Annotated in this window: 12 protein-coding genes; 4 read left to right on the forward strand and 8 right to left on the reverse strand. The window is 67.8% G+C overall.

From position 1 onward, the window contains the following. The first annotated feature begins 37 nt into the window (after positions 1–37). Both C438_RS18940 and tpiA read left to right on the forward strand, forming a co-directional pair. Entirely contained in the window at positions 38–559 is a 522-nt protein-coding gene (locus C438_RS18940; RefSeq protein WP_081909201.1) for a multiprotein bridging factor aMBF1, read from the forward strand. Between the two features lie 174 nt (positions 560–733). After that, entirely contained in the window at positions 734–1378 is a 645-nt protein-coding gene (gene tpiA / locus C438_RS04405; protein ID WP_004968069.1) for a triose-phosphate isomerase, read from the forward strand. A 54-nt stretch (positions 1379–1432) separates the two neighbouring features. Here the strand turns inward: tpiA and C438_RS04410 are convergent, their stop codons facing one another. The 6 genes from C438_RS04410 to aroC form a co-directional block, all read right to left on the reverse strand. Continuing rightward, the gene (locus C438_RS04410) at positions 1433–3205 is read right to left on the reverse strand and encodes a helicase HerA domain-containing protein (protein ID WP_004968070.1); all 1773 of its coding nucleotides are present in this window, start codon (positions 3203–3205) and stop codon (positions 1433–1435) included. Positions 3206–3268: 63 nt separating this feature from the next. After that, positions 3269–4603 carry a DNA polymerase IV gene (dinB, locus tag C438_RS04415; RefSeq protein ID WP_004968071.1) on the reverse strand — a complete coding sequence of 445 codons (1335 nt, stop codon included), beginning with the start codon at positions 4601–4603 and terminating at the stop codon, positions 3269–3271. 118 nt (positions 4604–4721) lie between these two features. Next, positions 4722–5150 carry an HTH-type transcriptional regulator LrpA1 gene (gene lrpA1 / locus C438_RS04420; protein ID WP_004968072.1) on the reverse strand — a complete coding sequence of 143 codons (429 nt, stop codon included), beginning with the start codon at positions 5148–5150 and terminating at the stop codon, positions 4722–4724. A gap of 117 nt (positions 5151–5267) precedes the next feature. Further along, on the reverse strand, positions 5268–6206 hold the full coding sequence (locus C438_RS04425; protein ID WP_004043633.1) for a thiamine pyrophosphate-dependent enzyme: 939 nt from the start codon (positions 6204–6206) through the stop codon (positions 5268–5270). A 3-nt stretch (positions 6207–6209) separates the two neighbouring features. Then, positions 6210–8105, reverse strand: a complete 1896-nt coding sequence (locus tag C438_RS04430) for a 2-oxoacid:acceptor oxidoreductase subunit alpha (RefSeq protein WP_004968073.1) — start codon at positions 8103–8105, stop codon at positions 6210–6212. Between the two features lie 199 nt (positions 8106–8304). Further along, on the reverse strand, positions 8305–9513 hold the full coding sequence (gene aroC, locus C438_RS04435) for a chorismate synthase (protein ID WP_004968074.1): 1209 nt from the start codon (positions 9511–9513) through the stop codon (positions 8305–8307). Positions 9514–9619: 106 nt separating this feature from the next. On the opposite strand from aroC, the gene C438_RS04440 reads away from it, so the two are divergent. Further along, on the forward strand, positions 9620–10147 hold the full coding sequence (locus C438_RS04440) for a DUF6653 family protein (protein WP_004968075.1): 528 nt from the start codon (positions 9620–9622) through the stop codon (positions 10145–10147). 27 nt (positions 10148–10174) lie between these two features. Here C438_RS04440 and aroA read toward each other — a convergent pair whose 3' ends face one another. After that, on the reverse strand, positions 10175–11467 hold the full coding sequence (aroA, locus tag C438_RS04445; RefSeq protein ID WP_004968076.1) for a 3-phosphoshikimate 1-carboxyvinyltransferase: 1293 nt from the start codon (positions 11465–11467) through the stop codon (positions 10175–10177). A 328-nt stretch (positions 11468–11795) separates the two neighbouring features. On the opposite strand from aroA, the gene C438_RS04450 reads away from it, so the two are divergent. Then, positions 11796–12971 carry a M24 family metallopeptidase gene (locus C438_RS04450; RefSeq protein WP_004968077.1) on the forward strand — a complete coding sequence of 392 codons (1176 nt, stop codon included), beginning with the start codon at positions 11796–11798 and terminating at the stop codon, positions 12969–12971. Between the two features lie 33 nt (positions 12972–13004). Here the strand turns inward: C438_RS04450 and C438_RS04455 are convergent, their stop codons facing one another. Continuing rightward, a complete protein-coding gene (locus tag C438_RS04455) occupies positions 13005–13526 on the reverse strand; it encodes a hypothetical protein (protein WP_004968078.1) in 522 nt (173 codons plus the stop codon). Positions 13527–13627 lie beyond the last annotated feature (101 nt).

The raw sequence follows: 13627 nt of genomic DNA on the forward strand, positions 1-13627 counted from the left end.
CGTGCCTTTTATACGCGGCGGGCGGGTACGTGAGTGTATGCCTCAGTGCGAGATGTGCGGCTCCGACCAAGCCTCTCTGAAGACTGTGAAGGTCGAAGGCGCAGAACTACAGCTGTGTGACGACTGCGCCGAGTTCGGCACGGAGGTCCGCACCGAGTCGACTTCCAGCGCGAGCACGAAGTACTCCACCTCCTCCTCGTCGGGCTCGAACTCCTCTCGCTCCTCGGGGTCGTCTTCCTCCTCGTCGTCGAAGCGCCGCCGCCGCGACATGTTCGACGACATGGACGAAATCGCGACCGACTACGACGACCGCATCCGGCAGGCGCGGGAGTCCCGCGGAATGAGCCAAGAAGAGCTCGCCCAGTCGCTCAACGAGAAGGCGAGCCTCATCCGCAAGCTCGAACGCGGCGACATCATGCCGCCGGACTCCGTCCGGAAGAAAATCGAGCGCAAGCTCGACATCTCGCTGGTCGAAGGCGAGAGCGACGACGACTCCGAGTGGTCCGGCGGCGGCTCCACGACGACCACCCTCGGCGACGTCGTCAAGCGCAAGGACTGACGCGGTTCGCCCCCCAGCGACCGACGACGACGCCGATTCCGCCGACCCGCCGCGGGAACGACGCGCCCGAGTCCCCGCCCCGTTTATCACGATTTTCCGCCCGCGAGACGCCGTCTCGTGGCAATCGCGCCCACGAAAACCAATCTATTAGTCTCGCCGGACGCGAGTTCGATTGTGTTCATCCTAGTCAACCTCAAGGCGTACCCGTGTGACCCCATCGAAGTCGCCACCGCCGCGCGCGACGTGGCCGAGGAGTCCGGCGTCCGCATCGCCGTCTCCCCGCAGGCGGCCGACATCTCCCGCGTCGCCGACACCGGCGTCGAGACGTGGGCCCAGCACGTCGACCCGAACGGCCACGGGAGCCACACCGGCAGTACCCTCGCCGAGGCCGTCGCCGAGGCCGGCGCGGTCGGCACGCTCATCAACCACTCCGAAAAGCGCCTGAAGCTCGCCGACATCGACGGCTCCGTACAGGCCGCCGAGCGAGCGGGCCTCGAAACCTGCGTCTGCGCCAACAACCCCGCCCAAATCGGCGCGGTCTCCGCGCTCGGCCCCGACTCGGTCGCCGTCGAGCCGCCGGAACTCATCGGCGGCGACGTCTCCGTCGCGACGGCCGACCCCGGCATCGTCACCGACGCCGTCGACGCCGCGGCCAACGTCGACGAGGACGTCGAGGTCTACTGCGGCGCGGGCATCTCGACCGGCGACGACGTGGTGACCGCCGAGGAACTCGGCGCGACCGGCATCCTGCTCGCCTCCGGCGTCGCCAAGGCCGACGACCCGCGCGCGGCGCTCGAAGACCTCGTCTCCGGGCTGTAAGCGCGTCGAAAAACCGCTCTGACTCCGGCCGACGGCCCGCGTCGCGTCTCGCGCCTACTCGCCGTCGGCTTCTTGTTCGACGAACGACGCCTCGATAGCCGCGACCGTCTCCCGGAGTTCGTCCTCGTCCAAGAGGTCCGCGTACTCGTCGCTCACGAGGTCGGGGAGCGCGTACTCGTATTTCCCGCGGCCGGCGTGCCGGATGAACCCCGCCCGGCGAAGCGACCGGTTCCGACCGTAGGCGAGGTGCTGGTCGCCGGTCTCGCCGGCGGCGACGTGGGCGGCGAGCGGGTCGGAGACGCCGCGCTCGCGGTAGTGCGCGAGCATCCCGTGGTGGGCGTCGCCCAGCGCGTCGACGATTGCCGTCATGCGGTCGACGACGTCCCGGCGGCTCTCCGCGCCCGGCGCGGGATGGAGCTCCGCCGGCTCGAAGTCGCCCATCTCGGTGGCCGCCAGCCACGACTCGTCGTCGGTCGGGTCGGCCGCCGCGTCGGCGGTGCTCGCGCCGTCGGCCGCCGCCTCGTCGCGTTCCGAGAGCAGTCCGTGGGTCGGCCACGGCGGCCCGGAAGGGGCTTCGAGCGGCTGTCGGGGCGGCGCGTCGTCCGCGTTCCCGGTCCCGCCGTCGCCGCCTGCGGAGTCGCCATCGGCCGCGACGCCGGCCGCCGCGTCTGCCGCCTCGCCCTCGGCACGCTCGTTGTACTCGCCGAGCGCGGCCTGCTTTTCGGTGGGGCGATTGAGGTTGCGGCCGCCGCCGCCGCGGTAGGGCGCTTCGGCCTTCTGGAACATCGCCTGCGCGAACTGGTCGGCCATCCGCGAGAGGTCCTGTGCCTCCTCTAACTCGCGTTCGAGCTGTCGAATCCGCGCGTCTTTCTTGTCTAGCTCCTGTCTGAGGTCGGCGATGCGGCTCTCCTGTCTCGCCTTCTCGTCGGATATCTCCTTGAGGTCCGAGACGAGGTCGCCGTCGACGGACTTCAGGTCGGGGCGCTCGAAGTCGTCGAGGCCGGGCGTCGCGCCCGCGTCGAACGTCTGTTTCTTGTGGAACTGCACGCGCCGAATCGACTCGGACCAGTCGGTGACGAGGAAACCCTCGCCGTTGCCCATGTCCTCGATGGCGTCGGCGTACTCCGAGCCGAGGATGCGCCCGACGACCTTGGTGTCGTTGCGCCACGTGAGCCGGTGCCAGACGAGCCAGTCGCACTGGGTGATGAAGTCCTTTTTCACGTCGGCGGGGCGCTGGGAGATGCCGACGACGCCGAGGCCGTGTTTGCGTCCGCGCTTTCCGATTTTGATGAGCATCTTGCCCGCCTCGTCCATCCCGCCCTTCTCGGGGATGTACTCGTGGCACTCCTCGATGAGCATCAAAAACGGCTTCTTGAGCTTCTTTTCCTTGGCGAAGAGGTGCTTTGCGACCTCCGTCACCAGTTCGTCTGAGGCCGCGTCGTCGAGGTAGCCGGACACGTCGAGGATGATGGGCACGTTCTGTTCGAGCGCGAGCGTGGCGAGCCGCTCCGCGTGCTCGGGACTCACCTGAATGTCGCACTCGTCGTCGGCCCCGGCGTGGAGCAGTTCGAACTCCTGTTTGAGCCCGTAGTACTCGCCGTCCGTGTCGACGATGAGCACCGGGAAGTTCGCCGACAGCAGGTTCTCGATGATGACCGACGCCGTGTTCGACTTGCCCGACCCTGACTTGCCCGTGACGAACCCCCGGCCGGTGAGGATATCCACCACCGGCAGGTCGACCGTCGTCCCCGGCTCTTCGGTTCCCTCTCCCCCTGGACCGTCGCTGATCTCGGCGACCGAGATGGTTTCCGTGTCCGAATCCGTCATCCGGTTTGGTGGACTCCCTCGGACGCCATAGTTCCTCCCCCTCGCCCCGTCGCCCCCGCGAAGTCAGTCGAACTCGACGAGCGACGACTGGCCGCCGCGCGAGGGGGTCTCGCCGCCGGTGTTCGGTGGCTCGTCGGCACCGTCGGCGGCGGCGCTCGCTTCGGGTTCGTCGCTGACGCGGCCGTCGCCGTCACCGTCGCCGTCTGCCCCGCCAGACCCGGCGGACTCCCAGCCGTCGAGGCTCGACTGGTCGGCGTCCGCGAAGGAGAGTTTCGAGACGCGGACGCCGAGCTTTCTGACGGTCGTCGCTTCGAACTCGGCGTCGAGCAGGTCGAGTGCGACCGACTCGACGAGTTCGGGGTCGTCCACGGGGCCGGAAAGCGACGTGGCCCGCGTGTTGATGTCGAACGGCGGGACGACCACCTTGATGCCGATGGTTCGGTACATCGCCCCGCGGGAGCGCGCGCGGTCGGCCACGTCGGCCGCGAGCGCGCGGACGACCTCCCGTTTGTCCTCGCTGTCGTCGGTCGGCTCGGTGAACGCCGACTCCCGCGAGAGGCTCTTGGGCCGGCCCGTCGGCGTGACCGTCCGGTCGTCGTAGCCGCGCGCCCGCTCGTGGAGTTCGCGGCCGCGGGAGCCGAACTCGGCTTCGAGGACCGCGGCGTCGGCGTCGGCGAGGTCGCCCGCCGTCTCGATGCCGAGCGACCCGAGCTTTCGGGCCGTCACGGGACCGACGCCGTGGACCTCCTCGACCGGGATGGGCGCGAGAAAGGACCGCACCTCGCCGGGGCGGACGACGACCAACCCGTCCGGCTTGTCGAAGTCGGAGGCGATTTTCGCGGTCGACATGTTGGGCGCGACGCCGATGGAGGCCGCGACGCCGACCTCGCGGGCGATGCGCTGTTTCACGTAGCGGGCGAAGCCCTCCGCCAGCGTCCGGTCGCCCGAGGCCGCGAGGTCCCACGCGGTCCGGTCCGTCACGTCGAGGTAGGCCTCGTCGATGCTCACCTCGCGGACCACGTCGGCGCAGTCGTGGAGAATCGCCTTCACGTCGGCGGCGACGCTCTTGTAGAATTCGAGGTCGACGGTGCGGTAGTGGCCCGCCGCCGCGGGGTCGTCGTCGGGGGCGAGGTCGTCGATTCGCGGGAGGCGTTCGAGCGCCGTCGAAATCGGCTGGGCGCTCTCGACGCCGAACTCGCGGGCCTCGTAGCTCGCCGTGGCGACCGCGCCGTGGCCCTCGCCGGGTTCGTAGCCCATGCCGACGACGACCGGCTTCCCTTCGAGTTCGGGTTCGCGCAGGCGCTCGCAGGCGGCGTAAAAGCAGTCCATGTCGACGTGAAGGACGATGCTGTCGGGTCCGTCGTCGTCGGCCGTTCCCGGCAACGTCTCCTCCGCCATGGTCGAGAGAACGGGCGCGACGTACCTGAAGCTTCAGATAGCGCGGCGAAAGTAAACGGGCACGGAGGAACGCGGCGGCCCGGTCGCGGTCAGTCGCGGTCGGTCGTGGTCGGTCGCGTTACTTCAGTCGCTCTTGGAGGAACGAGGGGTGTGCGGCCGTGACGCCGTCGATAGACAGAATCTCGTCGGAGATGACGTCGCCGAGGGAGTCGCCGTCGACGGCGCGGACCTCGGCCATCAGCATGTGGTCGCCGGAGGAGGTGTACAGCGCCTCAACCGAGTCGAGTTCCTTGAGGATGCGCGTGACTTCGACGTAGCGCTCGCTCGTCGCGTCGATGCCGACCATGGCGATGGACTGCCCGGCGAGTTTCTTCGGGTCGATGTCGGCGGAGTAGCCGATGATGACGCCGTCGTCTTCGAGTTTGCGAATGTACTTTCGAACCGTCGGCTTCGACACGCCCGCCCGGTCCGCAATCTGGGCGTACGACGCTTTCGCGTCTTCCTCCAAGACGGCGAGGATGCGTCCCTCCGTGGACGTGGTTTCCATGCCCGTTGATTTTTCCACGGAAGAAAAATATCTTGCGAATCCGAAAAGGGTTCTCGGTCACATCGAACCGGCGCGGCTACCGGCCGGAAACCGAACGCCGAGACGGCGTCGGCGGCGTTACTTGTGCTTGTCGAGGAAGTTGTCGAACGTCCGCTCCCACTCGTAGGAGTCGTCGAAGTAGCGCTCCGCGAGCGGCTCTTCGGGCATCTCGCCGATGCGCTGTTTCTCCTGCTGGTAGGACGGGCGGTCTTCGTCGACGTAGTACCGGCCGGTGAGGACGGTGCCCTCGTGGAGGGCGTTCTCCGTCTCGAACATCATCTCGGAGGCCTCCGAGCGGTTCGTGTTGTCGAACTCGTAGTCGTCGGAGTCGTTGATGTCGATGTACGGGACGTACTGACGGGCGTCCTTGTTCCACGTCGGACACTGCGTGAGGAAGTCGACGTGGGAGAAGCCGTCGTGCTGGATGGCTTCCACGATGATGTCCTTCGCCTGGTTCGGGTTGACGGCGGCCGTCCGCGCGACGTACGACGCCCCGGCGTTCAGGGACATCGAGAGCGGGCGGAGCGGCGTCTTGGCCGAGCCGTGGGGCTGGGTCTTCGACTTGTGACCCATCGGCGACGTGGGCGAGGTCTGGCCCTTCGTGAGGCCGAAGATCTCGTTGTTGAACACGATGTAGGTGATGTCGTGGTTCTCACGGGCGGTGTGCATGAAGTGGTTGCCACCGATGCCGTAGCCGTCACCGTCGCCGCCGGCGGCGACCACGGTCAGCCCGGGGTTCGCCAGCTTCGCGGCGCGGGCGATGGGGAGCGAGCGGCCGTGGATGGTGTGGAAGCCGTAGCTGTTGAAGTAGCTGTTGAGCTTGCCGGAACAGCCGATACCGGTCGTCACCATCATCTCGTCGGGCGAGAGGCCGAGTTCGGCCGCCGCGCCCTTGAGCGCCTTGAGGACGCCGAAGTCACCACAGCCCGGACACCACGTCGGCTGGGGTTCGAGTCCGGGGGTGAACTCGTTTTGGTCCTGCTCCGTTTCTTCACCGATTGCGCTGAATGCACTCATGATTTATTCACCCACCTTGGGGACGAACTTCGTGCGGTTGTCTGGGAGCTCCTCGCCTTCGAGGAGCGCCGTCTCGAAGCCCTCGACGATGTCGGCGGGCTCGAACGGGTTGCCGTTGTACTTGAGGAGACTCGACATCTGGTCGCCGTAGCCGCCGAGTTCCTTGGAGATGAGTCCGCGGAACTGGGCGGAGGCGGTCATCTCGACGACGAGCGCCTCGTCGACGCTGTCGAGGAACTCCGCGACCTGCTGTTTCGGGAACGGCATCATCTCGGAGACGCCGAGGACCTTGACCGAGTGGCCCTTCTCGTTGAGAACGTCGGCGGCCTCTTCGACGGTGCCCTGCTGGCTACCGAAGGTGATGAGACCGAGGTCGGCGTCCTCGTCGCCGTGGACCGTGTTGAACTCGCCGTCGGCGTCGAGTTCGGCGCGGATGTTGTCGACCTTCTGCATGCGGCGGTTCATCTGCGCGACGCGGTTCTCGGGGGACTCCGAGATGTGACCCGCGGGCATGTGCTCGTTACCCGTCGCGAGGTAGCGACCGCCCTTCTGGCCCGGCAGCGAACGCGGCGAGACGCCGTTTTCGGTGTCGTGCTGGAAGCGCTGGTACTTGCCGGAGTCGTCGTGCGGCGCGTCTTCGAGTTCCGCTTCCGTCAGGACCGAGCCGAGGTCGGCGTTCGGCTCCTCGTCGAAGACCGACGCCGGGACGTTCGAGAGCTCGCCGCCGAGCTTCTGGTCGTAGAGGACGATGGACGGAATCTGGTACTCGTAGGCGATCTGGAACGCCTTTCGCGTCTGGTAGTACGCCTCGGCGGCGTTACCGGGCGCGAAGACGATGCGGTGGGAGTCGCCCTGCGAGGTGTACAGGACGTGTTCGAGGTCGGACTGCTCGGGCTTCGTCGGCATCCCCGTCGAGGGACCGGCGCGCATGGCCTCGACGAGCACGAGCGGCGTCTCGGTGATCTCGGCGAGACCGAGCGGCTCGGACATGAGCGAGAAGCCGCCACCGGACGAGCCGGACATCGCCTTGACGCCCGCGTGGGAGGCACCGATTGCCAGCGCGGCGGCGGCGATTTCGTCCTCCACCTGCTCGGAGATGCCGCCGAGCTCGGGGAGGTTCTGGGTCATGATGGTGAAGACTTCCGTCCACGGGGTCATCGGGTACCCCGCGATGAAGCGACAGCCCTCGTCGATGGCACCGTACGCGATGGCGTCGGAGCCGGAGAGAAGCACCTGCTCTTCGTCGTGTTCGCCGGTCGGCGCGGACACGTCGGGAGCCTCGACGTCGTACTCCTCTTGGACCATCTCGTAGGCGTCGTCGAAGACGGTCAGGTTCGGTTCGAGAATCTTGTCGGGCATCGCGTCCGACATCAGGCTCTTGATGACGTCGGGTTCGATGCCGGCGATGGCGCACGTGACGGCGACGCCGGCGGTGTTGCGCATGACCTCGCGACCGTGTTCGCGGGCGATGGTGCGCAGGTCGATGTCGTAGACGTGCCAGTCGTTCTCCTCGACGCGCTCGTCGAAGTCCTCGATTTCGGAGGCGTCGAGCAGACCGGAGTCGTAGACGATGACGCCGCCTTCGTTGAGTTCGTCGAGGTTCTCCGACAGCGGCTTGATCTCCTCGTTGCCGTAGTAGGCACCCTCGCTCGGGTTGCGGGCGAAGGAGTCACCGAGGGCGAGGAGGAAGTTGTACCCGTCGCCGCGGGACTTGACGGGGTCGGCGCTGACGCGCACTTCCGTGTACGTGTGGCCACCGCGGATGCGCGATGGATAGTGTCGATGCGTGAAAACGTGTAGCCCCGCTCGCATCAGGGCTTTGGCGAAGTTCTGGCTCGTCGAGGCGATACCGTCACCGGAACCCCCTGCGATACGCCAGATAAGTTCGTGGTCAGTCATATGTTGAGCTCACGGCCCCGCTGGGGCGCTACCTGAAAAGTTGGGGAGGGTCCGATTAAAGACTTTGCTATGGATTAACAAGGAAAGATAATGAAGGACTTAATATTGTTAAACTGACTCACCCTCCCACCATCGAAAGTGGACGAACGGGCTGTCACGCCCGCCGAATAGAGTGAACGATAACTCGGAATCGCGTTCGCTACTCGTTGTCGGGACTCGACGGGTGGTACGGCGTGTCGTACTCGCCGGCCTGCCCGTCGAGGCGGTCGGGGTTGATGCGTCCGCCGAGAAGCATGAAGTCGAGGATAGTCACGTAGAGCATCGCCTCGACGACGGGGACGCCGCGGGGCGGGAGCACGGGGTCGTGACGGCCGACGACCTGAATCTCCTTTTCCTCGCCGGTCTCCCAGTCCACGGTCCGCTGTTTCTTCGGGATGGACGTGGGCGCGTGGAGCGTCAGTTCGCCGTACACCGGTTCGCCGGTCGTGATGCCGCCCTGAATGCCGCCGTGTTTGTTGCCGACGGGTCGGGGGTCGCCGCGCGCTCGCGGTTCGTCACCGCTCGCGTCTTCCGAGTCGCTCTGCGACTCGCTCTCGTCGAACTCCCAGTTCTCGTTGCGGTCGTGGCCGGTCCACTCGCGGGCCTCGCGGCCGAGGCCGAACTCGAACGCCGTCGCCGCCGGCACCGACATGAGCGCCTGTCCGAGCCGCGCGGAAACGGAGTCGAACCGCGGCGCGCCGAGGCCGCGCGGGACGCCCTGCGCCTCGAAGTAAATCGAGCCGCCGATGGAGTCGCCTTCCTTCTGGTACTCCTCGATGAGCTCCTGCATCTCCGCGGCCGTCTCGGGGTGCGCACACCGCACGTCGTTTTCCTCCGTGTGCTCGCGCAGGTCGTCGAACGAGACCTCCGGCGCTTCCACGTCGCCGATCTGGTTCACGTGCGCCTTCACCTCGATGTCGTAGTCGCTCTGCTCGATGACCTGCTTGGCCACCGCGCCGGCGGCGACCCAGTTCACCGTCTCGCGCGCCGAGGAGCGACCGCCGCCGCCCCAGTTGCGCGTGCCGAACTTCGCCGAGTACGTGAAGTCGCCGTGGGAGGGCCGCGGCGCGGTCACGTACGGCTCGTACTTGCCCGAGCGGGCGTCCTTGTTCTGGACGACCATCCCGATGGGCGTGCCCGTCGTGTAGCCGTCCTGCACGCCGGAGTTGACGACGACGGCGTCCGGTTCGCCGCGGCTCGTCGTAATCATCGACTGGCCCGGCTTGCGTCGGTCCAGTTCCGCCTGTACGTCTTCGACCGACAGCTCCACGCCGGCGGGACAGCCGGACACCGTGACGCCCATCGCGTCGCCGTGGCTCTCGCCGTAGGTGGTCATCCGAAAGAGACGACCGAATTCGTTGCCGTTCATTACCCGCCCCTCGGGGGGCCGCCCATTTAGTGTTTGTAGAAAGCCGCAATCGTGGGCGGGGGTTCGGCGACCCCACGTTCATGCTCGACGCCGACGAACCGGGCGTATGGACTCACCGCCCTCCACCGACCCCGCCGGCTCCGCCACCGACTCCGACCCCACCGACTCCGACGCGTCCGGCCTCCGCGACCGCTTCGAAGCCGCGTTCTGGGAGCGCCACGCCAACCCGTGGAGCGCCGGCACGCGCATTCTCGTCTACCCGGTGTTGATGTACGCCGTCTACCGGCGGGACCGCCGGCTCTTCCTCGCCGCCGTCGCCTTCACCGCCGTCAACCCCGTGTTGTTCCCACGGCCCGCGCGCACGGACAACTACCTCAGTCGAATCGTCCTCGCCGAGCGCGAGTGGCTCGACGCCGAGCGCGGGACGATGGGTCTCGACTACCCGAACGTGCTCAACGTCCTCAACGTCCCGGTCACGCTCTACGCCTTCGTCTCGGCGATTCGGCGCAGGCCGGTCGGCACGCTCCTCGGCACGCTCGGCGTGATGGCCCTCAAGTTCTGGTGGGTCGACGCCATCGTCAAGGAGACGGGCGTGACGGGTCGCGGCCCGGAAGAACCGGAGTCAGCGGAGTGAGTTCAACGTCGCCGCGGGGTCGCGCCCTCAGTTTTCGGTCATGTCGGCACCGAGGTCGCGCATCGCCTCGAAGAAGTTCGGGAACGACACGTCGACGTGTTCGCTTCCCGCAATCGTCGTCTCGCCCTCGGCGACGAGGCCCGCGACGGCGAGCGACATGACGATGCGGTGGTCGCCGCGGCCGTCGACCGCCGCGCCGACGAGGTCGGTCTCGCCGCCGTGAATCGTGAGGCGGTCTTGTTGTTCGGTGACGTTCGCGCCCATCTCCGCGAGTTCCTCCGCCATCGCGCTCACGCGGTCGGTCTCCTTGAAGCGGACGTGCTCGCAGTTCTCGATGACCGTGTCGCCGTCGGCGATAGCGCCGAGGACCGCGATGGTCGGAAGCAGGTCGGGCGTGTCGCCCACGTCCACGGTCGTCCCGGTGAGGTCGGCCGCGGAGACCACCAGTTCGCCGGCGTCCTCGTCCCAGTCCACCGTCGCGCCCATGTCGCGGACGATGTCGACGATGGCGCTGTCGCCCTGCGCGGACGGTCGCGCGCCCTCGATGACAACGTCCTCGCCCTCCGCGCCGGCGACCGCGCCGGCCGCGAGCAGGTACGAGATAGACGAGAAGTCACCGGGGACGCTGTACGCGCCGCCCTCGGGGGCGTACGACTGGCCGCCGGGGACCGAGAAGCCGGCGTCGGTCCGGGTCGCCTCGACGCCGAAGTCGGCGAGGAGTTCGAGCGTGATGTCGACGTACGGCGAGGATTTGAGCTCCGTCGTGAGTTCGACGTCGATGCCCTCATCCGTCACCGCGCCGGCCATGAGGAGCGCCGTGATGAACTGCGAGGAGACGTCGCCGGGAATCTCGACGGTGCCGCCGGTCATCCCGTCGCCGACGACGAGCGGGGCCTGCCCGTTTCGGCGCGTGCTCTCGGCGCGGCCGTCGAGGTCGAAGACGGCGTCGAGAAGCGGGCCGTGGGGCCGCGAGCGGAGCGACGCGTCGCCCGTGAGGACCGTCAGGCCGTCGCCGAGGGCCGCACAGCCGGTGACGAGGCGCATCGTCGTCCCCGAGTTCTCGCAGTTGACCACGTCGTCGGGCGTGCCCGGCCGGCCGCCGAAGCCGACGACCTCGACCGTCTGGCCGTCGCGGTCGACCGACCCGCCGAAGGCCTCGACCGCGCGCATGGTCGCCTTGGTGTCGGCGCTGACGAGCGCGTCGCGGACGACCGCCTCGTCGCTGTAGCCCGCGGCGAGGACGGCTCTGTGGGTGTAACTCTTCGACGGCGGCGCTCGGGTGCGTCCGGCGACCCGAGACGGGGAGACGTGCGCGTCCATACGCGAGGGGTCGGCAGGGTCCGGTATCAGGGTACCGGACGCGGCGACGTTCTCCCGGACGGCGACGGCGACGCTGTCGCTCGATTTCGTATTTGCCAACAAACATATGCCGCAATCGGACGTACTGTACGTCGGCGAAACAGCGCCGGGGGCACCAACACAACAGTCGCGACGCCGACTCGCACGGCGCTTGCACGGCGCTCGCGGCGAGTTCCGGCGGACAATCCGCGGCGCGTCTCCCGCCCGAAGGGGCGTGCCGCGGAGCCGATACCGGAACCCGCCGACCGCGACGCGAGGGCTTTACTACCGGCCGGGCGAACTCCGGCGTATGGAACCCGATTTCTCACCGCTGGCCGAGTTCCTCGGTGACGAGTTCGACGGCTATCTCATCTCGGCCGACGGGAGCGACTCCAACCAGCTGTACCTCTCCGGGTTCGACGCGCCGGACCCGTACGTGACGCTCTACACGCCCGAGGGAATCCACCTCCTCGTCTCGACGCTGGAGTTCGGCCGCGCGAAGAAAGAGAGCCGCGCCGACACCGTCTCGCGGCTCTCCGACTACGACTACCGCGACAACTACGCCGAACACGGCGCGGTCGTCGGCAAGGCCAAGACGGTCGCGGCGTTCCTCGCCGACCACGACGTCGCGTCGCTGGCGGTCCCCGCGGACTTCCCGCTCGGCACCGCCGACGCCCTGCGCGAGGAGGGCGTCGCGGTCGAAGCCGAAATCGACGACGTGCTCACGAACATCCGCGCGGTGAAGACCGACGAGGAAATCGAGCATATCCACGCCGCGCAGGACGCCAACGAGGCCGCGATGCGCGCCGCCGAGGGGCTCATCCGCGACGCCGACGTGGCCGACGACGGCACGCTCACCCACGAGGGCGAACCGCTGACGAGCGAGCGCGTCAGAGAGGAAATCGAGGTGACGCTCCTGCGACACGGCTGTGCCCTCGACGAGACAATCGTCGCCTGCGGGGCCGACGCCGCCGACCCCCACGACCGCGGGAGCGGCCCGCTCCGGGCCGACGAGGCCGTCATCATCGACATCTTCCCGCGCGACAAGGAGACGAAGTACAACGGCGACATGACCCGGACGTTCGTGAAGGGCGAGCCGTCGCCCGAAATCCGCGAGTGGTTCGACCTCACCGAGGAGGCGTTCGAGGCCGCCCTCGACGCCGTCGAACCCGGCGCGACCGGCAAAGACGTCCACGACGCCGTCTGCGACGTGTACGAGGCGGCCGGCGAGAACACGCTCCGCGCGGACCCCTCGGCGGAGACCGGTTTTATCCACAGCACGGGCCACGGCATCGGCCTCGACGTACACGAACTCCCCTCGCTGAGTCCGAGCGGCGAGGAGCTTCGGCCCGGCCACGTCATCACCATCGAGCCGGGGCTGTACGACCCCGACATCGGCGGCGTCAGAATCGAGGACCTCGTGGTCGTCACCGAAGACGGCTACGAGAACCTGACCGAGTACCCGGTCGAACTCGTCGTCGAGTAGCCGGCGCGATGGACGCGAAACCGGCGTGAAAACTTAGCTGTCGAGGGCGTTGTCGCCCGTCGGGCCGGCGGCGGCCGACGCGTCGGTCCACCCGGAGTTGGCCTCGCGCCACTGTTTCAGCAGGTCCTCCAGCGCGTCGGCCGTCTCGGACGTGAGAACGCCCGCGGCCTGCCGGACGACCGTTCCATCCTCGATGAGAAGCGCGTAAATGTTCCCCTCGCCGAGCAGTCCGAGGCGGCGCTGGAGCGCGGTCTTGTCCACCCGCGCGATGAGCGCGTTGTCGTGGGGGCGGCTCCGGGCCGCCTCCGGAGACATCCCGCCGCCGGCCATCGGCGGCATCATCCCGCTTCGCCCGCCGAGGACGAGCAGTTCGTAGTAGCCGAAATGGCCGTACGTCTCGCACAGCTCCTTCGCGAACCCGCGCCACGACCCGACCAGCGACTGCTGGCGGCGGTCGAAGCTGATGAGCACGAGCGTCTGTTCGCCCTCTAAGTCGTCCGGAAGGACCACCTTCTGGCCGCTCGTGTCTCGTGTCGGGAGGCGAGGGAACTCCATGCGCTATGCGATTCCCCACCGGTAGATAAGTCTAATTGCCGATTCGGTAAAGTGTCGCGCTGGCGAGCCTGTTTTCGCGGTATCGACGGCGCGTGAACTCA

The organism is Haloferax denitrificans ATCC 35960 (assembly GCF_000337795.1).
In the GTDB taxonomy this organism is placed as follows: Archaea; Halobacteriota; Halobacteria; order Halobacteriales; family Haloferacaceae; genus Haloferax; species Haloferax denitrificans.